Origin of the sequence: Arthrobacter sp. V1I7 (genome assembly GCF_030817015.1) — a bacterium.
Taxonomy (GTDB): Bacteria; Actinomycetota; Actinomycetes; order Actinomycetales; family Micrococcaceae; genus Arthrobacter.
Window position 1 is genome coordinate 3,546,674 of sequence record NZ_JAUSYS010000001.1, and the last position, 24,960, is coordinate 3,571,633.

Below are 24,960 nucleotides of genomic sequence, written 5' to 3' on the forward strand. Positions count from 1 at the left end.
AGAAACAACATGACATCGGAACTCGCTACCGAATTCGCCCGCAAAGTCCGCGCCCGTGAACAGGCCGTCGGCTACTGGGCCGTCCTGGACGCGCCCGTCGCCACCGAACGCATCAGCCGGCTCGGTTACGACTACGTGGCACTGGACGCGCAGCACGGACTGCTCGGCTACTCCGGCGTGCTGAACGGGCTGATGGCCATCGACGCCGGGCACACCGCCGTCGGCATGGTGCGGGTGGAGGACAACAACCTCACCGCCATCGGCAAAGCGCTCGACGCCGGCGCCGTCGGCGTGATTGTGCCGCTGGTCAACACCGCCGAGGACGCCGCCAAAGCCGTCGCGGCGGCCAAGTACCCGCCGATGGGCGGCCGGTCCTACGGACCGATGCGCTCGGCCCTGCGGATCGGCCCCATTCCGGCCGACGCCAACGCCGCCACCCTGGTGTTCGCCATGATCGAAACCCCGGACGGGCTCGCCAACGTGAAGGAAATCTGTGCGACGCCGGGACTGGACGGCATTTACGTCGGGCCGTCCGACCTGGCTCTGGCCGTCGGCGCCGCCTTCCCCGGCGATCCCGCGATCGAAGCGGAGTTCAACGCCGCGCTGGAATCCGTCGCGGAAGCGGCCGCGTCCGCAGGCATCGCCGCCGGCATCCACACGGCCGCCGGCGACATCGCCGCCCTCCGGCTGCGGCAGGGCTACACCTTCACCACCATCGCGTCCGACCTGACCCACCTGGAGCTGGCCGCCAAGGCCCACCTGGCCGCCGCAACCAAAAAGGACTGAACCGTGCCCGGAACCCACAACACTGACTCCCTCAGCAGCGCCGCCGGCTCGAGCGCGGACTACAGCACCATCACGCCCGACGGCGAGGTCAAGGAAGCAGGCGGCAGCCTCTACGCGTACCTGCCCGCCCCCACCGTGCAGAGCCACGCCGCGAACCTCCTGACCCTCCCGGACGGCCGGCTCGGCTGCGTCTGGTTCGGCGGCACGCAGGAAGGCGTGCCGGACATCTCGATCTGGTTCTCCACCCTGGAACCTGGCAGTCACCGTTGGTCGCCCGCGGAACAGCTCACCGACGACTCCACCCGCTCGGAACAGAACCCCATCCTCTTCACCACCCCGGGCAACGAACTCTGGCTGCTGTACACCGCCCAGAAAGCGGGCAACCAGGACACCGCCGAGGTCCGCCGCCGCATCTCCCGGGACAGCGGAAAAACCTGGGGCCCGGTGGAGACCCTGTTCCCCGCCAACGACACCGGCGGCGTGTTCGTCCGGCAACTGCCCGTCGTGCTGCGGTCCGGCCGCTGGATCATCCCGATCTTCCGCTGCATCACCACGCCCGGCGAGAAGTGGGTCGGCAACAGCGACGACAGCGCCGTGATGATCTCGGACGACGGCGGCGCCAGCTGGACGGAGCATGTCCTCCCGGGCAGCCTGGGCTGCGTGCACATGAACATCCAGCCGGTGGCCGACGGCTCCCTGCTGGCCCTGTTCCGGAGCCGCTGGGCCGACTCGATCTACGAATCCCGCTCCACCGACGACGGCAGCACCTGGAGCGAACCCGTTCCGACCGAACTGCCGAACAACAACTCCTCGATCCAGTTCACCGCGCTCGCGGACGGCCGGCTGGCCCTGGTCTACAACCACAGCCGCGCCGAGGCGTCGACCGAGCGGCGGCTCTCGCTCTACGACGAGATCGACGACGACGGCCTCGCCGCCGAACAGGGACAGCTTCCGGAGCCGGCGGCTGAGCCGGCGTCTGGCGGGTCTGGCGGGTCTGGCGAAAGCCGGGGTGCCTTCTGGGGCACGCCGCGGTCCCCCATGACGCTGGCGATCTCCGAGGACTCGGGCCGCAGCTGGCCGATCCGGCGGAACCTCGACGTGGGCGACGGCTACTGCCTGTCCAACAACTCCCGCGACGGCTTGAACCGCGAATACTCCTACCCGTCCATCCACCAGGGCCCGGACGGTGCGCTGAACATCGCGTACACCTACTTCCGCCAGGCCATCAAGTACGTCCGCGTGGATCCCCAATGGGCCTACGAAGGCAGCAGCACGCCGGGTGAAGCCCAGGCCGGAACCGACAGAGCCGGCAGTGACCGCTGAACCGCATGCCCTCGTCACCGGCTGCAGCTCGGGAATCGGGAAGTCCATTACGGCCCGGCTGCTGGCCGACGGCTGGCAGGTGACCGGCCTCAGCCGTACTGAGCCCTCCTTCGGGGCGGGCTTCCGGTGGCGGCACGCGGACCTCTCGGACCCGGAGTCCCTGGCGTCCAGCGTCGAGGACCTGGACCCGGTGAACGCGTTCGTCCACGCTGCCGGGTTCCAGCGGACCGCCATGCTGGGCGAGATGGAGGCTGACGCCCTGGCCGGCATGTTCACCGTTCACGTGGCGGCCGCCAGTAACCTGGCGAACGCGTTGGTTCCCCGGATGCCCGACGGCGGCCGCGTGCTCCTAGTCGGCAGCCGCACGTCCACCGGCTCCCCCGGCAAGAGCCAGTACGCGGCGACCAAGGCGGCGTTGCTTGGCCTGGGCCGCAGCTGGGCCCAGGAGCTGGCGCCACGCGGCATCACGGTGAACGTGCTCTCGCCCGGGCCGACGGACACGCCGATGCTGGCCGACCCCGGCAGGTCCGCCACACCGCCGAAGCTGCCCGCCCTTGGCCAGCTCGTGGACCCTGAGGATGTGGCTGCGCTCGCCGGGTTCCTGCTGGGACGCCACGGGAAGTCCATCACCGGGCAGAATTACGTCATCTGCGGCGGCGCGTCGCTGTGAACGGATCATCACTAGGAGCGGACCGCGCCCGTGAACCGGATTCGCGGTGAGGCCGAATAGCATGAGGACAGCCACCAACCGCTGGGTAGCGCCACGGGTGCAGCAGCAGCCGCCGAAGGAGAGCCAACCATGACCACCGCCAAAGCCCGGCGCGAAGAGATCTACCACCTCGCCGTGACCACAGGTCTGGCGTCCGTGGAGGAACTGTCGCGGCACTTCCGGGTGACGGCCTCCACGATCCGTCGGGACCTCGCGCAGCTCAACGAACAGGGGAAGCTCGCCCGGACCTACGGTGGCGCGGTGGCGTTGGGGGCACATCCGGAACCGTCGCTGCGCCAGCGCACCGGCGAGGCGTTTGAGCAGAAACAGGCTATCGCTGCCTGGGCGGCGTCCGAGGTGCAGGAGGGCGAGAACATCCTGCTCGACGGCGGTTCAACGGTGGGTGCCATGGCGCACGCCCTGCGCGGCCGGGAGAACCTCTCCGTCACCACTCCGGGCATCAACACGCTCCAGGAACTCGCTGACTCTCCGGGCATCCAGGTCGACTGCCTGGGCGGACGGCTCCGCGGCGTCAGCCAGACTTTTGTTGGGCCGCTCGCCGAGGCGTCCCTGGAGCGAATGAGTTTCGACCGGGTGTTCCTGGGCGCGGACGCGGTCACGGTGGAGGACGGCCTGTGCGAGGCCGACCAGGTCCAGACCCGGCTGAAAGAGCTGATGGCGCGGCGAGGCAACACGGTGTACGTCCTCGCGGATTCCACCAAGCTCGGCAAGCGGCCGTTCCACGCCTGGGTTCAGCTTCCCGCCCCCTGGATCCTCGTCACCGACGACCAGGCGGATCCGGAACAGGTGGAACTGTTTCGAAACGCCGGCGTCACGGTTCAGCTCGTGGACGCCACTCCCGCGCGGGCCGCCTGACGTACTGCTGATCTGTCTCAGGTTCTGACGGGCTCATCCGGCTGATAGCAAAAGGGCTCTTCCCCGGGAGGAAGGGCGCCTCGCTTGATCGTCCCCCGGGCGAGGTTTCCTTGTGTTAACCCGAGGTCCAGCTCCCCGAACACGGCAGTCCACCTGGCCTCCCTACGGTGGTCGAGTCGCCGGCGCAGCGCCGGTAACCGTCATCCAGGAGGAACCATTCCCATGCGCACACCCCTGACTGCCGCGGCCGCCGCCGTGCTCATCGCCGTTTTGGCGAGTCCCGCCGTCGCCGCTTCCAACCCTGAAGCTGGCCCCGCTCCGTCGTCGAACGCTTCCGCAACTGCTGCCGTAGAGGCAACAGCCAGCATCAAGACCAACGAGAGCAACGGCTCCTTTGACCTGCAGTCCCACCGCGGCGGCCGCGGCGAATGGACCGAGGAATCCCTGGCCGCCTTCGCCCATTCGCTGAAGCTTGGGGTGACCACGTTGGAGCTGGACACCCACCTGACGTCCGACGGCAAGGTCATCGTCTGGCACGACGACACGATCCAGGCGGACAAGTGCCGCGACACCGCGCCGGCGGTTCCCGGCGACCCCGGCTTCCCGTATGTCGGTGACCGGGTCGCCGAGCTGTCGCTCGCGCAGATCAAGACGCTGGACTGCGGGTTCACCCAGCTAAGCGGGTACCCGGAGCAGGACGTGATCGAGGGCAACCGGATCGCCGAGCTCAAGGACGTCTTCCAGCTGGTGCACGACGCCGATGCCAAGAAGGTCCGCTTCAACATCGAGACCAAGGTGGAAAACGGCCGGTCCGGCGGCGAGGGCATGGTCGCGCTGACCAAGGCCGTGGTCACGGAAATCTACACCGCCGGTATGGCCGGGCGCAGCACCGTGCAGTCGTTCGACTGGTCCTCGCTGAACCTGACCAAGACGATCGCGCCTGAACTTCCCCTCGCCGCCCTCTCCAGCGGCGACGCGTGGCTCGAGGTCGGCAAGCCCGGCGCGAGCCCCAACCTCGGCGGCATCGACATCGACACCTACGGCGGATCCCTCGCCAAGGCCGCGGCAGCCCAGGGTTACGACATCATCTCCCCCGCCTTCCGCTCCGTCACCCCCGGCATGATCACCGACGCCCACGCGCTCGGCCTGCCGGTCATCCCCTGGACCGTCAACACCACGGGGGACATGGAGCTGCTGATGGACCTCGGCGTGGACGGCATCATCACCGACTACCCCACCCGCCTGCACACCTTAATGGAAGAGCGCGGACTGAAGCTCCCCAAGGCCTACCCGTCTAAGGGCTAGAAGCACGACGACGGGGGCGGCCACTCAGTTGCCGCCCCCGTTTGCGTGGAAGCGGATCCCAGGCTGATCGGAATATCGTGGGACCTCCCGCGTCCGTTCCTGGCGCAGGGGATCTCCGGATATTGTCGCACCGGCCCAGTAGTCTGCGTTCACGAGCTTGACGAGTCCAGCGGGGGCTGAAATGACGGACCTGATCCACGAAGCAAACGACAGGACGGCCCCGGGCCTGCGGCGGCTTCCTCGGTCCCTGAATCGTTCGAGCGGGACGACGCCGACCGGCCGGAACTACTGGCAGATAGCGAGGGGGTCACCGACGACGCTGTCGCTGACTACCTGCGCCGGCTGCGCCAATACGACTTGCTCACGGCGGAGCAGGAAGTAGAGCTGGCGCAAGAGATCGAGGCAGGACTTTTCGCGGAACAACTACTGACGGACGGAACATCGCGGCCCGGACGGGACGTAAGGGAGCTTCAAACCATCGTTCTTCTGGGCAAGAGGGCCGCCGACGCGCTGCTCCACGCCAACCTTCGGTTAGTAGTGTGGATTGCCATGCACTACACCCACAGGGGCCTCGACTTTCTGGACTTGGTCCAGGAAGGGAACCTGGTCCTGTACACGGCCGTCTTCAAGTTCGACTTCACCAGGGGTTTCAAATTCTCCACCTACGCCACGGACTGCATTCGGCGCGGCCTCATCCGGGCGCTGGCTGATCAAGCCCGTCTTATCCGACTGCCGGTAAACGTCGTCGAGCAGGTCCAGAAACTCCGGTCAGCACAACGGAGGGCCACGATGGCGGGGGCCGTTTGCAGCAAGGAAGATCTTGGTCGGCTGACGGACAAGTCGATCGAAAAGGTTGAATATCTACTGACGTTGGACCAGCCGATTTATTCGTTGGACAGCCAAAGTGCCCGACGGCAACGGCGGAACCGCAGCGCTGGCCGAACAACTGTTGGACCCTGCTGATCTCGACGCGGCTGATCCGCTCTTCCTTCAACAGCTGAAGGAGCGGGTACATGCCGTAATCGACACGCTCGACGAGCAGGAGGCAGCGGTCATTGCGATGCGCTTCGGGATGACGGGCGAGGAAAAAACCCTGGAAGCGGTCGGGAAAGCGTACGGCATGACCCGCGAACACATCCGCCAGATCGAGGTCACGGCCATGACGAAGCTCAAACACCCGTCCCGGTCCGACCGCCTGCGGCAGTATCGGTTTGACGGCGCTAACTCGTCCGGCGAGGACGGCTGGCTGCCGAACAACGCCGCCTGCGTGCTGCGCGACTAAGACTCCGCAGACAAGAGGGCTGTCCGCGTTTGTCCCCCGACCTCGCCCGCGCGGACCGGGAACACGCCGCGCTGGCCGGAGCGCCGGTGACCGTCGCCGTCGGACCGGCGGCCGGGGCCTCACCGATGCCGACCAGGACGGGCTGGCATTGTTGGAGGTGAACGGCGCCAGTTGCTGTGCAACGACGGCGCGGATGCGCTGGGCCTCCCGTGTGCGGCCGGCCTGCTCGTGCATCTCGTACACGGCGAAGCTGGGCTGTCCGGGTCAACTCAGCAGCGGTGGCCACACCTTCTTGTCGATGCCGGCAATAGCACCGTATTCCATCGTGTTCGCCCGCACAGCGAGGGGTTCGCCGCTCACGGTCGGGATGAAGCGTCTTCTCTTTCGAAGGAGTAGCGCAGGCCAATCTGGTCCCGCCACTGATCGAGCACGCGAAGATTAGCTAGGGAGTCGGCCATGTTCATCCGGTCCACCTGGCCGTCACCGGCGATGGCAATAGCGAGGGCGTCGGCTTCGGCCGCATACGCTGCCCCTGCGCCACACACGATCGTCTCAGAAGGCTCGCCTGCCTTCGATACCGTGATCGTCGGGTGGTCTTCCGGCTCTACGACCCACGGCGTGTGCAACTGGATGCTTCCGCGAGCACCATATATAAGGAGACGTTCTTCATTACCTAGAACAATGCCTGCCCGCACGTTCGCGGTTATTCCAGACTCGAAGCACAGGCTGGCGGTCGACCATTCGTCGACGTTACCCGCAATGTGGCCTTGAGCTGTCACCGAAACTGGTTCACTTGGTTTGTTGAGCGCGGCCGACACGATAAGGCGAGCCATGGAGACGGGGTATCCACCGACGTCGAGTATGCCGCCGCCGGCTCTCGCCTCGTCAAACAGCCAACTATCCCTATTCTTGCCCACGAACGCGAAGCTGGCATCGATATGTTGTATTGCGCCTATCGCACCGCTGCTCAGAAGCTCAAGGAGCGTGTCAATTTGCGGGTGGAAACGGTACATGTAGCCCTCAAGCATGACTACGCCGTTGCGCAGTGCAGCCTCGGCGACGGCCATGGCAGAGCCGTGATTGACGGCTATGGGCTTTTCGCACAGCACGTGTTTTCCCGCATTCGCCGCCTTGATGGCCAGTTCGGCGTGCAGGGTGTGTGGCGTGGCGATGTATACGGCTTCGACAGTCGAGTCCGCGAGAAGTTCCTCGAAGCTCGAGTGGGCACGACTGGCGCCAAATTCTTCCGCGAAGGCGGCGGCCCTCCCTATATCTCGCCCGGCGACGGCGGTCAGGACGCCGGTGCTGCTGAGCGGAAGTTGTGCTGCGAAGCGGCGGGCGATCTTACCTGGACCGAGAATTCCCCAGTTGATTTTGCTCGTACTCATTCGGTTCCTCCGTAGATTCTTCATCGTTACGTTTCTCTATGAAGTAGTCATTGCCCTGTCCGGTACGGCACCTGTCACATCACTTTGAATAAGTTCGCCGGGTCCTAGTAGTACTTTGTTAGGTCTTCGGTGAGGGGCTTTTAATCGCTGGCCTGAGCTGTTAATTTCGTTTCGTGGGCATGGAAGAGGCAGGACTGCGGGTCGAGCTGGAGGATTACGTCGGGCAGGTGTTCGCGTCGTTGGGCCGGAAGGACCAGCGGGCGAAGGGCCGGCTGTATCTGCAGGGGTTGATGCTGGAGGGGCGGCGCAAGTCGATGCAGCCGATGGCGGAGCGCCTGGATGTGGACCACCAGCAGCTGCAGCAGTTCGTTACGTCCTCGCCGTGGGAGGTGGAGCCGGTCCGCCGCCGCCTGGCAGCCCTGGCCGATGAGGCTATCGTGCCGGAGGCGTGGGTGATTGACGATACCGGGTTCAAGAAGGACGGGGCCGCCTCGGCGTGCGTGGCGCGCCAGTACTCGGGCACGCTGGGCAAGATCGGCAACTGCCAGGTTGCCTCCACCGTGCACATGGTCACCGACCATGCCTCGGCCCCGTGAACTGGCGCCTGTTCGTGCCCGAGGCCTGGGATGACGCCTGTGCGGACACCAACGAGCACGCCGAAGCCGTCGCCGCCCGCCGGATCAAGGCGAAGATCCCCGAATACGTACGGCACCGGCCCAAGTGGGAACTCGCGCTGGAGATGATCGATGAACTCGCCCATTGGGGGCGCAGATGCCCGGTCGCGGTTGCCGACGCCGGGTACGGGGACAACGCGCTGTTCCGGCTTGAGCTGACCCGGCGGTCCATTCCGTGGGTGATGGCGGTCAAGGCATCCACCAGCGCCTACCCGGCCAATGCCGTTCCCGAACTCGCCGAACGCTCCGGCCCCAGGGGCAGGCCCAGTGTGCCCCGCTACCGACAGGACCCGGCCAGCCTGGCCGAACTCGCGGTGGCCGCCGGAAGGGGACAACTACGCAGGATCACCTGGCGGCACGGCACCAAGAACACCGGCACCAACAGGACCGCGGCCATGAAATCCCGCTTCCTGGCCCTGCGCGTCAGACCTGCCAGCCGGCACATCGCCCCCGGCGAAGACGGATCGTTGCCCGAGGCCTGGCTGATCGCCGAATGGCCACCCGGCGCCAAGGAGCCCACCGACTACTGGCTCTCCGACCTGCCCGCCGACACACCAACCAGGACCTTGGTCAGGCTGGCGAAAATCCGGTGGCGCATTGAACACGACTACCGCGAACTGAAAACCGGCCTCGGCCTTTCCCACTTCGAAGGACGATCCTTCCCGGGCTTCCACCACCACGTCACCCTCGTGTCCGCAGCACACCTGTTCATCACCAAAAAACGCCTTGCCACCCCAAAAGCAGCAGGGGCAGCCTGAGCCTGTACGGGGTCCTCAAGGAACTCCAACGGATCCTCATCCGACAGCTCAGACGCTGCCCCTACTGCCAACACGCCCCACCAACCTAACAAAGTACTACTAGATCAGTTCGAACAGTGCCTGGCTGGGTCAGGACCAGGGCCACGATGGCAATAAGGATCATAACCGCGAACACACCGGCCCTGCGGGGCCCCGATCTAAAGCCAGCGGCGCCAACCCTCCCTAGGGCCGGCGCCGCCGTACTGCGATGTTTTTGGTCTTGAATTAGCCCTTTACGCCGGACATGGCTACTCCCTTGATGACGTGGCGCTGGAAGAGGATGTAGACCAGCAGCGGGGGGATCATCGCGATGAGCATGGCTGCAAAACGCACGCGTGGATCTACGTAGAAGTTCGGGTTGAACATGTTCGCAATCGCGACGCTCAACGCCTGCACGTCCTGGCCCGTTACCAGCGAGGGCCACAGGAACGCACCCCACACGCTTAGGGCGAGCAGAACAGTGGCTGTGATCAGACCGTTCCTCAGCATCGGGACGACGATAAGGAAGAAGATACGGAAGTGACCGGCCCCGTCGACCTGTGCCGCTTCGATGAATGATCGTGGTAGATCTTCCATGAACTGCATGAGGATGAATACCGAAAGCGGGGACACCATGAGAGGTAGGGCTACGCCAAGATATGAGTCGGCCAGCCCCATATTGAAAACCTGTCGATAGAGCGGCACGACGTACAGAACGAGCGGAAGCATCATTGAGCCCATGAGGATGGCGAACAGGAACTTTTTGCCGGGGAACTCAAAGAAGGTGAATTCGTAGGCCGCCAGGGAACTGGTGAGGGCCATTCCCGCGATTGCGATCAGTGTGAAGATCAGCGTATCGCGCAGGGTGGTGCCCAGGTCGAGTGCTGTGAACGCCTCGACTACCTTGGACCACCCGTTGTTGAGGTCGTCAGGTACGAGCACGGTGCTCATGTTCGTCGAATCTGAGGAGAACGTGGCGCTAAGGATCATCCACAGCGGGTAGAGGCTGGCCAGTAGCCAGATGAGCGCAAGTCCGGCCATGAGGATGACGCTTGCACGCGATCTCTTCTTGCCAACAACACGTGATCGCATGATCACACCTTCTTCCGGCGCAGCTTGAACATTATGAAGGTCACAGCGACGATGATCACCATAAGGATCACGCCTTCGGCGGCCGCCCGGCCAAGGGCGGCTTCGCCGCCTATTCGCACGTTACGGACCATCTCCATGACGGGGAACAGCATGACCTGGTTTGGACCACCGACCGAGTTTGGATCGGAACCGCTGGTCAGAATTTGCGGGATGTCGTATACCTGCAGGGCGCTGATAAGCGAGTAAGTGATGACGAAGAAAATGATGGGCTCCATCATCGGGATGGTGATGTGCTTCATCTTCTGGAACACGTTCGCGCCGTCCAGGTCCGCAGCCTCGTAAAGGTCCTCCGAAATCTCCTGCATGCCAGTGCTGAAAATGACGAAGTTGAATCCGACTGAGTGCCACACGTCGATGAAGATGATCAGTGCGATCGCCCATCCGGCTGTGTTGACCCAGTTGACATCCACTCCGATTCCCAGCTTGGCGAGGCTGGATGCCACCAGCCCGTTGTCCGAGTCCATCAACCACAGCCAAATGCCCACGCAGAGGAACAAGGGAATCGCGGTGGGCACGAAGAACCCGCTGCGCAGAAACGACTGGAACCGCCTGGGCAGGTTGTGAACGATGAGTGCCAAACCCAGTGAGACGGCAAGGCCAATGGCAACGGTGATGGGCACGTAGATAGCCAGGTTGAGGAGTGACTTGAGGAATCGGGTTGACCCCAGCCCTTCACCGCTCAGGATGTAAATGTAGTTTTCCAGGCCCACGAAATGGACGGTGCTCCGGCTCGACACGGACCAGTCCGTGAAGCTCATGGCCAGGCCGTAGACCATGGGTGCGCCAACGAAGACGATGAGCAGGAGGAAGAACGGAGCGAGTCCTATGTAAATGGGGAGGCTCCGGGCAATGCGGGTTTTCAAAGGGAGACGACGATTAGGTGTCGGCACATTGCGACTCCTCTGCGTCGCCCGATCTATAGTCGGCTTCAACTCCGTACTCACGGGAGCACCTTTCTTTCCTGCAGTCGTGGAACCTGTGCCCGGAGTCGCCTCCGGGCACAGGTTCCGTCGGGGTTACTCGCCGGCCTCAGCGTAAAGGCTATTAATTCCCTTGATGAATTCCTCGGCGGTCTGCTTGGGCGTGAGCGTTCCGGCACCCAGCTGCGCCACAGAGTCGGTCATGGCGCTGGGCCAAAACACGCCCGAGTTCATGAAGTCCATCTGCGGCATGCCGCCTTTGAGGCCCTCGGAGGACACTTTCGCCATCGCTGAGGAGCCGACAACGGCCGGATCGTCCATGACGTCCTGCCGCAGCGTGGGGCGCCCGGTCTTGAGAGTCCATTGCTTCTGTACGTCGTACGACCCGAGCTTCTTCAGCCATTCCGCAACCAGTTCGTTGCGGGCTTCGTCCTTACTCTCGACGCCGTAGAAGAAGTCCCATCCCTGGAGCCCGCCGGTCCTGCCGCCGGCCTCATGGGGAGGCGTGAGGACGAAGTCGTACTCGGCGCCACTCTGCTTTATAGCTGGTTCACTCCAGGGACCACCAATCATGTACCCGAGCTTGTTCGACTTGAAAGCTTCCATGGTGCTGTCGGCCTTGTAGATCATCGACTGGTTGCCGAACTGGTTTATGGCATTGACGCTCTCGAAAGTGCGCTCCAGCTCCTCGGGCTTGATGGTCGTCTTCCCGTCCTTGACGCCCTCAGTGATGTTGTCGGCATCGGCGGCCATGATCGCTCCCGGCCCGAAGTAGTCGTCTTTCGTCCAGGAATGCGTAGCTGCCACTCCTGATGCCTGCACCTTTGCAAGCTGGTCGAGGAACGCCTGCTGGGTCGGGATACCCTCCGCAGGGTCTACGCCGGCATTCTTGAGCACGGTGAGGTTTCGGTAGATGACTGGGGTGTAGCTGATGAACGGAACCGCCCAGACGCCGTCGTCCTGGGAAACGGCATCCAATGCCTTCGGGTAAAAGCCCTTCGCGTAGTTCTCGTCAAAGACCGGCTTTAGATCGAGAAGTCCAACGGCATCACGGTACTTCCTACCATCACGGGCGCTGGCACTGAAAGCATCGGGCAGCCCGACGCCGGACATCAGGCCCGAAAGAAGGTCTGCGTCGTTCTTCGGCACCAGCGTGACGGAACCGACGTTGGCGTGTTCCTGCTTGAACTCGTCAACAAATTTGTTCATGAGAGCACCGGCTTCACCTTGGGTGAAATCCGAGTACACCCAGAAGGTGAGATCTTGTTTCTTACTGGCATCGGATGTCTCGCTAGAGCCGCATCCCGTCAGAAGTCCAGCCGCGACGGCCAACGCCGCCACCGCGCCGAGTACTTTCCTCATCAAAGCTCCTTATTTTTTGAACTGCGGTCCCAGTTCGTGGGTTCTGGTTCTCCAACCGGGGGATTCACGTCGAAAGCGCTCGGTGTGAGGGCAGTCACTGCCGGTCGGTGTTAGTTAACCAGATAACCTTACTAATGGCCCAGCGTCAACCCCGTGGAGCGAAAACACTATGCCTGGTCCCCGGGTTCGTAACTGATACGGTCCGCCGGATCCGCGGGAGGCATGCCCCGGCCCGATCCTTACGGCGTTTTCCTGAACAGCGCGGGGACCCGGCCGAGCCCATCCGCTCGGCCCAACACGGTCGTCGGTGCCGTGGGTTCTCCTTCAGCAGGGTCCTGATCGCCAGCGCCACCTTCTTGATCCCGGAATCCTGCGGCGAACGCACGTAGTGGGCGGGCCTCGGCACTGGCCGCTTTCGCGACGATGTTCCGGGAAATGCCCAGCCGCGCCGATATCGACGCAAGCAGCCCACTTGGTTCCAGGTCGAGGTGGATGAATAAACCTGGAACAGGTGGCTCGGTTTTCAACCGTCCCCGAGACAATCAGACCGTGACCAGCTGATACGGCCGCCAGGCCAAAGCAGAAGGTGGCGCAAAAATGCGTCACCTTGAGACCGGCAACCTCAATCTTGAGCTCCGGAAGTGTCTGCGTCTCTTCCTTCACGGCATGACCTGAGCCTGGAGTGCAGGGCGGCCTCTCCTCACGGGGTGTCAGTGCATGGCCGGGCACCTTGACGACGTAACGTGCTCCTACTCCCCCAATGGCTGATTTCTGTTCCCCTTCCGGAGGGCATAAGCAAGCTCACCGCCGCTTATCTAGACTGCAGTCAGTCCCCGTGCCTTGGGTGACTCGGCGACGGCCGTTGCTGCGCTAGAAGATGCGTGTTGGGCAAAAATCACGGTTGTCCGGTTATCGAGGCGTCGTTTGTAGTTGGGTCCCAAGAGTTTTGAAAGAGCATGGTCAAGTGTGAGCACGACCGCGCCTTCGACTGTGGCATCCTCCCCCAACGCCCCGGCAGTAACCTGCACCTCAGGTTTGACCTTCTGAACCACCGCTCGGACTCCTTCCAGGAGGTGCGGGTTTTGCCCGACCCCGCCTCCCAAAACGATGAGGGCTGGATCGAGTACGGCGGTCAGGGCCAGAGCCAGTTGGCCAATGTCCCGTGAGTGCTGAGCCAAGGCTGCTGTGGCAGCGGGCACGCCTTTGGTTGCGTACGCGAACAGATCGGCCACCGTAGCTGGCGCCGGCCCATATTTGCTGTCCCAAGTAGAGGTCCACCGGTGGAGAAACTGGTTCGCGCCAAGGTAGTGCTCGAGTGCAAAGCGATCCGCGGTTTCCGGTTTCGCGGGCCATCCGGTCGGAAGAGCTGAAACCTCCCCCGCTCCCCCTCGTGCTCCGCGAACGACCCTGCGGTCCGCAACGATTCCCGAACCTATTCGAACCCCTACCTGAAGGAACACGAAATCATCGACAGCTTGAGCACTCCCGAGCTCCATTTCTGCAAGGGCTGCACAGTTAACGTTGTTCTCGAGCAGCACCGGGACGCCCTCACCCAAATGGAGGGCTGCAAGGATTTCTGCCAGCGCGGGCCTGCCGACGGTCCCGCTTTCGGAGTCCTCATTGAGGTATTGAGGAATGACCCGGGGCAAGGCGGCCCCTACGGCACGCAGGGGACCGGCCACCGGAGTTAACTCTTGAATCGTTTCGGTCACCAAGCTGCTGACCAAGTCCAGGATCTGTTTGTTGCGGTTGCCCGACGCGCCGTCGAAACTCTCGCTCATGCTCTTCAATTGCCGGCCGTCCAGGCCTCTTGCAAGCACTTTGACCCGGGTAGAGCCTATGTCAAGGCCGAGCAGCCATCCCGCCGTTGCTGCGACCGCATAGACCGTTGCAGAACGACCCAGCGAGCCCTGTCGTGCCCGGACTGGAGCTATCAGCCCAGCTTCCTCCAGGGCGCTAACGGCCAGGCTTACCGTCGGTTTGGACACGTCCAGGGAAGCACTGATATCAGGACGTGTGCACTCCCCCTTGGCGTGGACAACCGATAGCACGTTGCGTTCGGTGTCAGTGAGGTCAATCTCGATGGGCGAAGCGGTCATACGAGCTCCTATGGTTTCTTTTTATTAATTTACCTTCCAAAATACTCCTCGGGGTTGACCAGCACGAGTTAGTAAGGTTATCTGGTTAACTAATCGTCCCGCTCAAGAAAGAAGATCACGTGACAACCACTACCCGACCATGGCTCAAGTTCGACGAGGGCATCGCCGCACAATCGGCAGGACTCACAGAGTCCGTTCGGCAAGTTCGCGAGTGGCTGGCTACAGGCGCAGCTGAACCGATGAAGGGAAAAAGCCTTCTTTTCGCCGGTATCGGGGCAAGTTATGCGGCCGCCGCAACCCCTGTGTACTTCCTGCGCCAAGCCGGCATTGCTGCCTTTCGCTCAGCATGCGCCGACGTCCCCGATGAGGGCACTTCCCTCGCAGATATCTACGTGGGGATTTCGCAGGGCGGCCGCAGCAGGGAAACCATTCAAGCACTGCTGACCGTGCCGCGGGAACGCCGCATGGCTGTAGTAAACAACTCGGACTCCCCCCTGGCAAGTGAGGCCGGGATGGTTCTTGGTGTCGGAGACTTGCTTGACAGCCGCATGTCCTCGATTGGCTTTACGGCGACCGTTGCTGCGCTGGGCCTGGTGGCCGAGTGGATCACGACCGGAACGACGGACGCGGGATGGGACAATATTGGGCCATTGACGGACAAGGTCATGGCCGACAACGATGAGGTCCTTCGGCTCTTTGCCGCCGAAATTGCAGACCGGGGAACTGTGGATGTCGTTGCCGCAGCCCCAAACCTTACCTCGGCCGAACAAGGAGCGCTCTTGTTCCGCGAGGGCCCCTTCGTTCCCTCTATGGCCATGGATACCAGATCGTATCTGCACGGACCGATGGACTGCGCCGGGCCCCAGACGGCGCATGTACTGATCGGCCGCGCCAGGGAAGGTCTGCTGGCTGACCAGCTTTCGGAAAAGATGGTACCGATCCTGCTGATCACCGACGAGGACGTGGCAGCCTCCGCGACCATTATCCGCATTCCGCAGCTCAGTGCCGTGCAGCGCGCTGTTCTGGAAGTGGCGTTGATGCAACGCCTCGTTCAGCACACCGCTGACGCCTTCGGGCGGAACATCGAAGACCGGGCGTTCACGCGATACGACACAAAGGTGGACAGCGTGCGACAGGTCATTGACGGGACGTTGTGACCACCTCTGTTGTAGGAATCGATGTCGGTGGCTCAAAGACGGCGGTGCGAGTCGCCGACGCCGGTTCCGGAATTCTTTCAGCTGACGTAACGGTGCCGACGCAGTCGTGGAGAGGTGAAAGCTTCGCGACGAAAGCACGCGTGCTTCTGAACCTGGTGGACCGACACGTTCACAGTGATGACATTGCGGCCCTCGCTGTCGGAGCCCATGGATGCGACACCCAGGAACAGTGCGATGCCCTCCAAAAGGCCATTGCCGAGACGGTGTCCTATCCGGTCCGCGTCGTTAACGATGCACATCTGCTTTCCTATGCAGCGGGCCACCCGGAGGCTATTGGAGTTATTTCCGGTACAGGATCTATAGCAGTAGGCACTACCTCTGACGGGCAAGGAATCTCAGCCGGCGGATGGGGCTGGCTGGTGGGCGACGACGGTGGTGCGACCGGCCTGGTCAGAGAAGCAGTCCGCGCAGCTCTCATCGCATCAGACTGCGGCCACCGGGACCCTATATTGGAATCCGCGCTGACAGCTGCAGCCGGAGTTACCCGCATCGGAGAAGTCAGCATGAAGCTCATGCTTGAACGACCCGAACAATGGGCGCTCCTCGCACCTGCTGTATTTGCCGCCTCAGCTACAGGTTCGTCCGTTGCCAGATGGGTGATCAACGCAGCCGCGGGCTCCCTGAGTGACCTCGTAGCTTCCGTCGCAAACCGCGGCGCAGCCGCGGACCAGATCGTCCTCGGCGGTTCCGTCATCGCTTCCCAACCGGAATTCGCCGCCAAAGTCCGCTCACTGCTGGCCACCTCCCAGCCGCACGCCGCGACAGTCGTGTTGGATCAACCTCCGGTTGCCGGGGCCCTGGTGATCGCCCGTACGCTTCACAAGGACGGAGAGAATGAAACCGGGATTGCCGCGGCGGAGCGGACATCGGGCAGATTGGTGTAGTTGAGGCAGCCGACCGGTTCGGCGGCGTGGATCCATCAGCACCACGCCGCCGAAGCTACAACGGCCCGTGCCATCCACCGCCTACTCACCGCTCAGCAGCTTCTTGAGGATTAGGGGCTGATTCAGCGTTGGTCCCAACGATCGCTTTTCCTAGTCAACGTCATGGGAGACGGCAGGACCGGCCCTCCTGCCACAATCCAATGAGATCAACCGATAGCGCACGTCAGTGCGTCCTCTTCGGCCCGCAGGCTGAGGGAGCAGTGCCACACTGCAGGCGAGTCTAGCTGTCCGGCTGACCGTCACCGGCGGTTTGGGGCAGCATCAGTAGGTCGCAGAGCTTCGAATGCGTGCTCGTCGGGCAGAGCCCCCTCATCCTCCGGGAGCGGCTCGAGCGCGGTGAGCGCCGCGCCGATCTAAGATCCCATCAGCATGGTTCCGGCAGTCTCGGCGGTCACCTCGTCGAAGATCGGGAGCCAGACGCGCGGGCCACAAGAAGCAGCTTCCAGAGCATGGGGCCCAAAGGTCTGTTCTCGCAAAATGATCGGAAAGGTCAGTTTCCGTCCGGGGGCTGGAGTTCACCGCAGTGACGGAAGACGCCCGGCTGATGGATTCAGCCGAGCCTCCCGTGGTGTGTGATTAGAGTCTTCTACTTTCTGGTGTCCGCCAGTCGGATGAAGGTCACCGATTGTGGCTCAAATGCGTAGGTGAATCCGGCTCCCGCGCCGCTGAAGGTACTCGACGCCGGAGCCATGTTCTGCCCGTCGGCGGTCTGGGTCAGGGTAGTGACCGCCGCGGTGCCGCGGATGTTTCCTGCTCCGGTCACGTTGATGTCCACCAGAGTCTTTTGGGCCGAGGTGTTGACCACCTTCACGATGGTGTCACCGGATGCTTCGTCCTTGGTGGCCACCGAGTAGACGGGGTCGGCCTGCCTATCGTCAACCGTGCCCCACAGAACGTTGTCCAGGTAAAGGTTGGCGGTGCGACCACTGACCTCGACACGGATGTCGTATTCCCGGCCCGTCTCGATCACGGTGTTCTTCTCGATCATGGTCGATTTGCCGCCGTTGACCGCCTTCTCCACAACGGACTTTGAGTTGTTCCAGCCGCCCAGGTTCCACCAGAAGTAATTTCCGGTGTCCTTGACCCCAAAGGAGACCAGGAACCCTTCCGATCCGGCCAGCTTGGTGGCCTTGGTGCTGAGCGTGTAGTTGCTCCAGTCGGTGCTGCCGGCGGTCACCATCGTGTCCTGGGCGGTGGTGCTGGACTGCACGTAGCCGCCGTCCTGGATTGACCACGAGCCGGTGCCGTTCCCGGTCCAGGCTGCCGCCGTTCCGGAGAAGTCGTCGCTGAAGAGTGCGGTGCCGTCCGCACCGGTGACCTTCACGTCGTCGTAGCGGGCGGACGTGGCCCAGGTGGACAGTCCGATCTTCCCGGAAATCGGCACCACGGTAGAGGTCGGATTGTCCTGCGTGCTGGGAACCACCCGGCTACCAACGTTGTTCATGAACAGCTTCTGGACCTCGTAGTTGGGGGTGGTCCGGACGGAGGTGCCGTTGAAGAACATCATGTCCGGGCTCCACTGGGTGTTGGCATCGTTGGCAATCAGCGGTGCGTAGGAGGCCATCTTGACCACGTCGGCGTTCCGCTCCAGGCCGGTCATGTAGGAGGCTTCCGCCAGTGCGTTCTCGGGCTTGTTCCCGCGGGAGGCGTACTCGCCCAGGAAAACCTTGTAGCTGTTGCGGTCATAGGAGTCGTAGCGGTGGTTGTTGTTGAGGAACCAGGAGGGATCGTTGTAATAGTGCTCATCAACGAAGTCCACGCCCGTCTCCGCGTTGAACCTGGAGAGTTCCTCAAATTCCGGGCCCTGGCTGAACGGGCCGGTGTTGCCGATGATCTGGATCTCCGGATGCTTCGCACGGACGGCGTTGTAGAACTGGGTGAAGTATTCCTTGAACTCCGGCTTGTACTCCTCATTGCCCAGGCCAATCCGGTCCAGGTTATAGGGTTCCGGGTGGCCGTATGCGATGCGTTTGGCACCCCACTCCGTGCCGGCGTCGCCGTTTGCGAACTCGATCAGGTCCAGGGTGTCCTGGATGTAGCGGTCCAGGGTTGCCTGGTCCGGCGCCCGTTTGGTGTCGCCGCAGCCGGTCACGCCCACCGGCACCACGGGCACGGGGACGGCGCCCAGGTCCTCGGCCCACTGGAAGTACTCCATGTAGCCAAGGCCGTAGGTCTGGTTGTAGCCCCAGAAGTTCCGGTTGGCGGGGCGCTGCTCCACCGGCCCTATGGTCTCCTTCCACTGATAGGTGCGCGAACGCGTGTAGTTCGGGGCCGAGTAGGTGTCGTAACTTCCCGTGTTGACGATGCAGCCGCCGGGGAACCGCAGGAAGCCTGGGTTCAGGTCATCAATCTTCTCTGCCAGATCCTTGCGGAGACCGTTCTGCCTGCCATTCCAGGTATCCTTCGGAAACAGCGACACCATGTCCAGACGGACAGTTCCGGTGCCCTGGACCAGGGTGGCGAGCCGGCCTGCACCGGTGGAGGACTTGGGCGACAGGGTCACCTGGTACTTGGTCCACTGATCGCCCTTGACCTTGATGGTGGCGAGGTCCAGCCTGGTTCCTTCCGGCGTCTCCAGCGTCACGGCAAGGGTTGAGCCGGAGGGGTTCGAAGTACGTGCCCACACGGAGTAGTTGTATTTCTTGTGGGCTTCGAGCTTCTGCCCGGCGTTCCAGCCGCTGTTGCGCACCCCAACGCCCGCACCGCTTCCGGAGCCGGCAGCCGTCGCGTCAATTTGGAGGTAGTTCCGGTTGTTCTCGTTCAGCCGGTTGCCGTCATCGGCCACCGCAACCGTTCCGTCGCTGCCCCGCTTCAGCGTTTCCCACGCCGTCATGGGAGTGAAGGCTGCGTTGTCCCCGGAGTTGAATTCAAAGGACCGGTTCTGGACAAGCTCAGCGTAGATGCCACCGTCGGCACCCTGGTTGATGTCCTCGTAGAAGGCGCCATACATGGTGGAGTCGATCGCCGGCCCGGACGCGCCGGCGTCGATGGTGATGGTCCGGTTCGCATCGGGTTCGGCGTAGGCACCGGCCACCGGGGACAGGGACAGCAGCGCGGCGGCGAGGGACCCGGCCAGCAGCATGCAGCAGGTCCGTCTAACGGGGATTGTCGGTTTTGAGGGCATGGAAGGAACGGCCTTTCTCCATTGAACGGTTAGCGGGCCAACAGATGTTAACGCTAACAAAAAGTCGACCGTGCTCGAGTATTGGCCATCTTCCCGCTTCTGTAAAGAGCAACCGCAAACATCCTCAGGATCCCTGCCGATCCCAAAAGAATGTGACCGCAGACGCTTGACGGCAGAATTGTTAGCGTTCACAATAAGCAGCAGAGAGCATCAGCTCACTTGCAGCAATGGCGGTGTTTGCAGTCTCCCGCCTGCCTGTAACTAAAGCTTCCGGGAGGATGTTGTGTTTAAGAAATCCCTGATTGCGGTGGCCGCCGCGTCACTGCTTGCCCTCACTGCCTGCGGAGGGACCGCTGGTGCCGGCAGTACAGTCAGCGGCTCCGGCAGCGACAAGATCACCATGGGCTTCGCCCAGGTCGGCGCCGAAAGCGGATGGCGCACTGCCAACACCAAATCGATCCAGGACTCCGCCAAAGCTGCCGGAGTCGATCTGAAATTCTCCGACGCCCAGCAGAAGCAGGAGAACCAGATCAAGGCCATCCGCTCCTATATCCAGCAGAAGGTGGACGTCATCGCATTCTCCCCCGTGGTGGAGTCCGGCTGGGACACGGTGCTGAAGGAAGCCAAGAATGCCAACATTCCGGTCATCCTGACCGACCGTGCGGTGGATTCCCCGGACAAGACGCTGTACAAGACCTTCCTCGGATCCGACTTCGTTGAGGAGGGCAAGAAGGCCGGAGAGTGGCTGGTGGAGGACTCCAAGTCCGCGACCGACACTGTCAACATCGTCGAGATCCAGGGCACCACCGGCTCCGCGCCGGCGAACGACCGCAAGGAAGGGTTCGCGGAAGCCATCAAGACTGACCCCAAGCTGAAAGTCATCGCCTCCCAGAGCGGCGACTTCACCCGCAGCGGCGGCAAGCAGGTCATGGAGGCCTTCCTCAAGAACAACGCCGACATCGACGTCGTCTTCGCCCACAACGACGACGAGGGCCTGGGTGCCATCGAGGCCATCGAAGCCGCCGGAAAGGTCCCGGGCAAGGACATCAAGATCATCACGATCGACGCCGTGAAGGACGGCATGACCGCGCTCAGCAACGGCAAGATCAACTACATCGTTGAGTGCAGCCCCATGCTGGGCGACCAGCTGATGGACCTGGCTAAGAAGGTCCTGGCCGGCGAGAGCGTGCCCGAGCGCGTCGTCACCGAGGAGACCACCTTCACGCAGGAGCAGGCCAAGCAGGTTCTGGCCAGCCGCCCCTACTGACGCAGCGGCGCCCCTGAACGTCCGTGCGGCGGCGGATGACCGCCGCCGCACGGGACACCAAGAACAGAAAAGACACAAGGATGAACGAGATTGTTCCGGTCGTCGAGATGACCGGCATAGCTATTGGGTTCCCTGGAGTTAAGGCCCTCGACGGCGTCGATTTCCGCCTCTTCCAGGGCGAAGTCCACGCCCTGATGGGCGAGAACGGTGCCGGTAAATCAACGCTCATCAAGGCCCTGACCGGCGTCTACACCATCGATTCGGGCACCATCACCGTGCTCGGCGCAACGAAACGATTCGCATCCCCGGGAGAGTCCCAGGCAGCCGGCATCAGCACCGTCTACCAGGAAGTCAATCTCTGCCCCAATCTCACCGTCGAGGAAAACGTCCTGCTGGGCCGTGAGCCACGCCGCCGCGGATCCATCGACTGGAAGCGCGTACGCACCCGGACCCGGGAGGTGCTGGCCGAGCTGCAGCTGGAGCACATTGATCCTGGCTCCTTGCTGTCCACACACTCGATCGCGGTCCAGCAGCTGATCGCCATCGCCCGCTCGGTGGAGATCAACGCCAAGGTCCTGATCCTGGACGAACCGACGTCGAGCCTGGACGCAGACGAGGTCAGCCAGCTTTTCCGCGTCATCAGGGATCTCCGCAACCGCGGCGTCGCCATCCTGTTCGTCTCACACTTCCTGGAGCAGGTCTACGAGATCTCCGACCGCATGACGGTCCTGCGCAACGGCAAACTCGTGGGCGAGTACCTGACCCGGGACCTGTCCCGGATGAACCTCATCTCCAAGATGATCGGCAAGGACCTGGAAGCCCTCGCCGAACTCGACCAGTCACCGACCCGGACGGCTACCAACGCCCACGACGGCGGGACGCCGTTCCTTGAAGCCCGTGGCCTGGGGCGGAAAGGCTCCGTTTCCAACGTGGACCTGTCCATCCAGCCCGGCGAGGTGGTTGGCCTGGCGGGCCTGCTCGGAGCCGGCCGGACCGAGATTGCCCGGCTCTTCTTCGGAGCAGACAAAGCCGACTCAGGCTCCATCAAAATCAAGGGTGCGCTCCAGAGAATCCGGTCACCCCGCACGGCGATCGACAAGCGCATCGGATTCTGTTCAGAGGACCGCAAAGAGGAAGGCCTGATCGGCGACCTCACCGTCCGCGACAACCTGGTGCTGGCCATGCAGGCCACCAAGGGCTGGGTCCGCCGGATTCCCCGGAAGGTCCAGGACGAGCTGGTGGACGAGTACATCAAGGCCCTGGACATCCGGCCCGCCAACCCCGACGCCCTCATCCGGAACCTCAGCGGCGGGAACCAGCAAAAAGTCCTCCTGGCCCGCTGGCTGGTAACCCGCCCCGAACTCCTGATCCTCGACGAGCCCACCCGCGGCATCGACATCGGAGCCAAAACCCAGATCCAGAAACTGGTCAGCCAACTGGCCGCCGACGGCATGTCCATCCTCTTCATCTCCTCCGAGCTGGAGGAAGTCCTACGGGTGAGCGACCGCATCGCCGTCATCAAGGACAGGGCGATGCTCGCCGAAATCACTAACGACGGCGTCTCCGTGGAAGACGTCATGACGGTCATCGCCGGAGGTACCAAGTGAAAGACCTTTTCAAACACCGCCTGGCATGGCCGGTGATGGCCCTGGCCGCACTTCTGCTGCTCAACCAGGTGTTCCGGCCCGACTTCCTGAGCCTGCGCATGCAGGACGGCCACCTCTACGGCAGCCTGATCGACATCATGCGCAACGGCGCCCCCACCATCCTCATTGCCCTTGGCATGACCCTGGTCATCGCCACCCGCGGCATCGACCTGTCGGTCGGAGCCGTAGTGGCGATCGCCGGCGCCGCCTCGTGCGCCTACATCGCGGCTTCCCCGGACCCCGGCTCCCCGGTAACGGCCGCCGTCGCCATGCTGATCGCCGTCTTCGCCGGACTGGCGCTGGGCGCCTGGAACGGTTTCCTGGTATCCACCATCGGAGTGCAGCCGATCATCGCCACCCTGGTACTGATGACTGCCGGCCGCGGCATCGCCCAGCTGATCACCGGCGGCCAGATCGTCTCCGTATCCAACGACCACTACAAGGCCATCGGCGCCGGCTACTTCTTCACCCTTCCGATCTCCATCCTGATCACCGCTGCCGTGTTTGTCCTCGCCGCGGTCCTCACCCGGCGCACGGCGTTGGGAACACTGATCGAAGCCGTAGGCATCAACCCCGTCGCCAGCCGCCTGGCCGGGCTGCGCTCACGGAACATCATCTGGACCGTCTACATCTTCAGCGCCGTGTGCGCCGCCGTCGCGGGCCTCATGATCAGCTCCAACGTCACCGCGGCCGACGCCAATAATGCCGGGCTCTACATCGAAATGGACGCGATCCTCGCCGTGGTAATCGGCGGCACCTCGCTGGCAGGCGGGCGGTACACCCTGGTGGGAACCGTCGTCGGCGCCTTCATCATCCAGACGCTGACCACCACCGTCTACACGCTGGGGATCCCTCCCGAAGTGACCCTGGTGTTCAAAGCGCTGGTGGTCCTCACCGTGTGCCTGCTGCAGGCGCCGAAGGCACGGAACCTGCTCCGCAGCCTCAAGGCAGCACCCAAGCCCGCCGCAAAGGAAAAGGTGGCCGTCTGATGTCCACGCTGTCTACGCTGTCGCAACCATCCGTCAAGAAGCCGAAGCCGGCGCGCAACCGCCTGCGCGGAGGCGCCCGCTACGCACCAACCCTGTCCACGGTGGGACTGTTCCTCGCCATGTTCGCCGTGGGTGCCGCGATGTACCCGAGCTTCCTCTCCGGCCAGGTCTTCCTGAACCTCTTTATCGACAATACGTTCCTGATAGTGCTGGCTGTGGGCATGACTTTTGTAATCCTCACCGGCGGCATCGATCTGTCCGTGGGGGCCGTCGTCGCGCTGTCCATGATGGTGAGCGCCACGCTCCTGCAGCAAGGCTGGAACGCAGGGGCCGTCATTGTCCTGGTCCTGATGATCGGCGGAGGGCTGGGGCTCCTGATGGGGCTGATCATCCAGTACTTCGACATCCAGCCGTTCATCGTGACACTGGCCGGCATGTTCCTGGCCCGCGGGCTCTGCTACGTCATCAGCCTCGATTCCATTCCGGTCACCGAGGGGTTCTTCACCGGCATGGCGCAAGCGCAGATACCGCTCCCCGGAGACCTTTTTGTCTCCCCGGGCGTGCTCCTGGCCCTCGCAATCGTCGCCATCGCGTTCTTCGTCCTGCACCACACCCGCTTTGGCCGGACCGTCTACGCCATCGGCGGCAACGAACACTCGGCCATGCTGATGGGCCTGGCGGTAACCCGCACCAAGGTCCTGGTCTACGCACTGAGCGGCCTCTGCTCCGCCATCGCGGGCATCCTGTTCTCCTTCTACAGCCTTTCCGGCTACAGCCTGGCGGCACAGGGCATGGAACTGGACGCCATCGCTGCTGTGGTCATCGGCGGCACCCTGCTTACCGGCGGCACAGGCTACGTCCTGGGATCCGTCGTCGGCGTTCTGGTGCTGGGGATTGTCCAGACGTTCATCGCCTACGACGGCACCCTCAGCTCGTGGTGGACCAAGATCGTCATTGGCGGCCTGCTCCTTGTCTTCATCCTCCTGCAGCGGCTCTTCGCGAGGAAGACCGGCTGACTGTTCCGCCTTGCCCGTTCCGCCTTTTCCGCCCGTTCCACCCCTCCCCCCTTCCGCACGCCCGCACACCCGCACACCCGCACACGTCAAAAGGACCTTGCCAGC

Annotated in this window: 19 protein-coding genes and 1 pseudogene; 14 read left to right on the forward strand and 6 right to left on the reverse strand. The window is 63.2% G+C overall.

Annotated elements, in window-relative coordinates; translation table 11 throughout:
- Positions 1 to 9: 9 nt before the first annotated feature.
- From QFZ69_RS16255 to QFZ69_RS16280, 7 genes are all read left to right on the forward strand, one after another.
- Entirely contained in the window at positions 10 to 786 is a 777-nt protein-coding gene (locus tag QFZ69_RS16255; protein ID WP_306912856.1) for an HpcH/HpaI aldolase/citrate lyase family protein, read from the forward strand.
- A gap of 3 nt (positions 787 to 789) precedes the next feature.
- The gene (locus tag QFZ69_RS16260; RefSeq protein WP_306912857.1) at positions 790 to 2,109 is read left to right on the forward strand and encodes an exo-alpha-sialidase; all 1,320 of its coding nucleotides are present in this window, start codon (positions 790 to 792) and stop codon (positions 2,107 to 2,109) included.
- The gene (locus QFZ69_RS16265) at positions 2,099 to 2,779 is read left to right on the forward strand and encodes an SDR family NAD(P)-dependent oxidoreductase (RefSeq protein ID WP_306912858.1); all 681 of its coding nucleotides are present in this window, start codon (positions 2,099 to 2,101) and stop codon (positions 2,777 to 2,779) included. The genes QFZ69_RS16260 and QFZ69_RS16265 overlap by 11 nt, the downstream gene beginning before the upstream one ends.
- Positions 2,780 to 2,908: 129 nt before the next feature.
- The gene (locus QFZ69_RS16270; protein ID WP_306912859.1) at positions 2,909 to 3,694 is read left to right on the forward strand and encodes a DeoR/GlpR family DNA-binding transcription regulator; all 786 of its coding nucleotides are present in this window, start codon (positions 2,909 to 2,911) and stop codon (positions 3,692 to 3,694) included.
- Between the two features lie 222 nt (positions 3,695 to 3,916).
- Positions 3,917 to 4,999, forward strand: coding sequence for a glycerophosphodiester phosphodiesterase family protein (locus QFZ69_RS16275; protein WP_306912860.1), 1,083 nt, complete (start codon positions 3,917 to 3,919; stop codon positions 4,997 to 4,999).
- A 288-nt stretch (positions 5,000 to 5,287) separates the two neighbouring features.
- Positions 5,288 to 5,962, forward strand: coding sequence for a sigma-70 family RNA polymerase sigma factor (locus QFZ69_RS23375; RefSeq protein WP_373461908.1), 675 nt, complete (start codon positions 5,288 to 5,290; stop codon positions 5,960 to 5,962).
- A complete protein-coding gene (locus QFZ69_RS16280) occupies positions 5,904 to 6,281 on the forward strand; it encodes a sigma factor-like helix-turn-helix DNA-binding protein (RefSeq protein ID WP_306912861.1) in 378 nt (125 codons plus the stop codon). Before QFZ69_RS23375 ends, QFZ69_RS16280 begins: the two co-directional genes overlap by 59 nt.
- Before the next feature lie 356 nt (positions 6,282 to 6,637).
- On the opposite strand, the gene QFZ69_RS16285 is transcribed toward QFZ69_RS16280, so the two are convergent.
- Positions 6,638 to 7,669 (reverse strand): Gfo/Idh/MocA family protein, encoded by a 1,032-nt coding sequence (locus QFZ69_RS16285; RefSeq protein WP_306912862.1) that lies wholly within the window; start codon positions 7,667 to 7,669, stop codon positions 6,638 to 6,640.
- 179 nt (positions 7,670 to 7,848) lie between these two features.
- Here QFZ69_RS16285 and QFZ69_RS16290 point away from each other — a divergent pair.
- Positions 7,849 to 9,101 (forward strand): annotated as a pseudogene (locus tag QFZ69_RS16290) (IS701 family transposase).
- 264 nt (positions 9,102 to 9,365) lie between these two features.
- Here the strand turns inward: QFZ69_RS16290 and QFZ69_RS16295 are convergent.
- The 4 genes from QFZ69_RS16295 to QFZ69_RS16310 form a co-directional block, all read right to left on the reverse strand.
- Complete coding sequence (locus QFZ69_RS16295) at positions 9,366 to 10,211, reverse strand: carbohydrate ABC transporter permease (protein WP_306912863.1); 846 nt, start codon at positions 10,209 to 10,211, stop codon at positions 9,366 to 9,368.
- Positions 10,212 to 10,213: 2 nt separating this feature from the next.
- Entirely contained in the window at positions 10,214 to 11,161 is a 948-nt protein-coding gene (locus QFZ69_RS16300; RefSeq protein WP_307000279.1) for a carbohydrate ABC transporter permease, read from the reverse strand.
- A gap of 126 nt (positions 11,162 to 11,287) precedes the next feature.
- Complete coding sequence (locus QFZ69_RS16305) at positions 11,288 to 12,553, reverse strand: ABC transporter substrate-binding protein (protein WP_306912865.1); 1,266 nt, start codon at positions 12,551 to 12,553, stop codon at positions 11,288 to 11,290.
- An 815-nt stretch (positions 12,554 to 13,368) separates the two neighbouring features.
- Positions 13,369 to 14,652 carry an ROK family protein gene (locus QFZ69_RS16310; RefSeq protein ID WP_306912866.1) on the reverse strand — a complete coding sequence of 428 codons (1,284 nt, stop codon included), beginning with the start codon at positions 14,650 to 14,652 and terminating at the stop codon, positions 13,369 to 13,371.
- A 119-nt stretch (positions 14,653 to 14,771) separates the two neighbouring features.
- Here QFZ69_RS16310 and QFZ69_RS16315 point away from each other — a divergent pair, with 119 nt between their 5' ends.
- Both QFZ69_RS16315 and QFZ69_RS16320 read left to right on the forward strand, forming a co-directional pair.
- Positions 14,772 to 15,809: an SIS domain-containing protein gene (locus QFZ69_RS16315; RefSeq protein WP_306912867.1), complete on the forward strand. Its 1,038-nt coding sequence runs from the start codon at positions 14,772 to 14,774 to the stop codon at positions 15,807 to 15,809.
- A 44-nt stretch (positions 15,810 to 15,853) separates the two neighbouring features.
- Positions 15,854 to 16,753, forward strand: coding sequence for an N-acetylglucosamine kinase (locus QFZ69_RS16320; protein ID WP_306919478.1), 900 nt, complete (start codon positions 15,854 to 15,856; stop codon positions 16,751 to 16,753).
- 646 nt (positions 16,754 to 17,399) lie between these two features.
- Here QFZ69_RS16320 and QFZ69_RS16325 read toward each other — a convergent pair.
- Positions 17,400 to 19,895, reverse strand: a complete 2,496-nt coding sequence (locus tag QFZ69_RS16325) for an alpha-L-arabinofuranosidase C-terminal domain-containing protein (RefSeq protein ID WP_306912868.1) — start codon at positions 19,893 to 19,895, stop codon at positions 17,400 to 17,402.
- Positions 19,896 to 20,220: 325 nt separating this feature from the next.
- Between QFZ69_RS16325 and QFZ69_RS16330 the strand changes: the two genes are divergently transcribed.
- From QFZ69_RS16330 to yjfF, 4 genes are all read left to right on the forward strand, one after another.
- Complete coding sequence (locus QFZ69_RS16330) at positions 20,221 to 21,204, forward strand: ABC transporter substrate-binding protein (protein WP_306912869.1); 984 nt, start codon at positions 20,221 to 20,223, stop codon at positions 21,202 to 21,204.
- An 80-nt stretch (positions 21,205 to 21,284) separates the two neighbouring features.
- Positions 21,285 to 22,811, forward strand: a complete 1,527-nt coding sequence (locus tag QFZ69_RS16335; RefSeq protein WP_306912870.1) for a sugar ABC transporter ATP-binding protein — start codon at positions 21,285 to 21,287, stop codon at positions 22,809 to 22,811.
- Positions 22,808 to 23,839 (forward strand): ABC transporter permease, encoded by a 1,032-nt coding sequence (locus QFZ69_RS16340; protein ID WP_306912871.1) that lies wholly within the window; start codon positions 22,808 to 22,810, stop codon positions 23,837 to 23,839. Before QFZ69_RS16335 ends, QFZ69_RS16340 begins: the two co-directional genes overlap by 4 nt.
- Positions 23,839 to 24,855: a galactofuranose ABC transporter, permease protein YjfF gene (gene yjfF, locus QFZ69_RS16345; RefSeq protein ID WP_306912872.1), complete on the forward strand. Its 1,017-nt coding sequence runs from the start codon at positions 23,839 to 23,841 to the stop codon at positions 24,853 to 24,855. The genes QFZ69_RS16340 and yjfF overlap by 1 nt, the downstream gene beginning before the upstream one ends.
- The last annotated feature ends 105 nt before the right edge of the window (positions 24,856 to 24,960 follow it).

Bases quoted from the DNA above. Each gene is read 5' to 3' on its own strand.
- QFZ69_RS16255 (WP_306912856.1), top strand. From the start codon at position 10: ATGACATCGGAACTCGCTACCGAATTCGCCCGCAAAGTCCGCGCCCGT.
- QFZ69_RS16270 (WP_306912859.1), top strand. From the start codon at position 2,909: ATGACCACCGCCAAAGCCCGGCGCGAAGAGATCTACCACCTCGCCGTG.
- QFZ69_RS16275 (WP_306912860.1), top strand. From the start codon at position 3,917: ATGCGCACACCCCTGACTGCCGCGGCCGCCGCCGTGCTCATCGCCGTT.
- QFZ69_RS16285 (WP_306912862.1), bottom strand. From the start codon at position 7,669: ATGAGTACGAGCAAAATCAACTGGGGAATTCTCGGTCCAGGTAAGATC.
- QFZ69_RS16295 (WP_306912863.1), bottom strand. From the start codon at position 10,211: ATGCGATCACGTGTTGTTGGCAAGAAGAGATCGCGTGCAAGCGTCATC.
- QFZ69_RS16305 (WP_306912865.1), bottom strand. From the start codon at position 12,553: ATGAGGAAAGTACTCGGCGCGGTGGCGGCGTTGGCCGTCGCGGCTGGA.
- QFZ69_RS16310 (WP_306912866.1), bottom strand. From the start codon at position 14,652: ATGACCGCTTCGCCCATCGAGATTGACCTCACTGACACCGAACGCAAC.
- QFZ69_RS16325 (WP_306912868.1), bottom strand. From the start codon at position 19,895: ATGCTGCTGGCCGGGTCCCTCGCCGCCGCGCTGCTGTCCCTGTCCCCG.
- QFZ69_RS16335 (WP_306912870.1), top strand. From the start codon at position 21,285: ATGAACGAGATTGTTCCGGTCGTCGAGATGACCGGCATAGCTATTGGG.
- yjfF (WP_306912872.1), top strand. From the start codon at position 23,839: ATGTCCACGCTGTCTACGCTGTCGCAACCATCCGTCAAGAAGCCGAAG.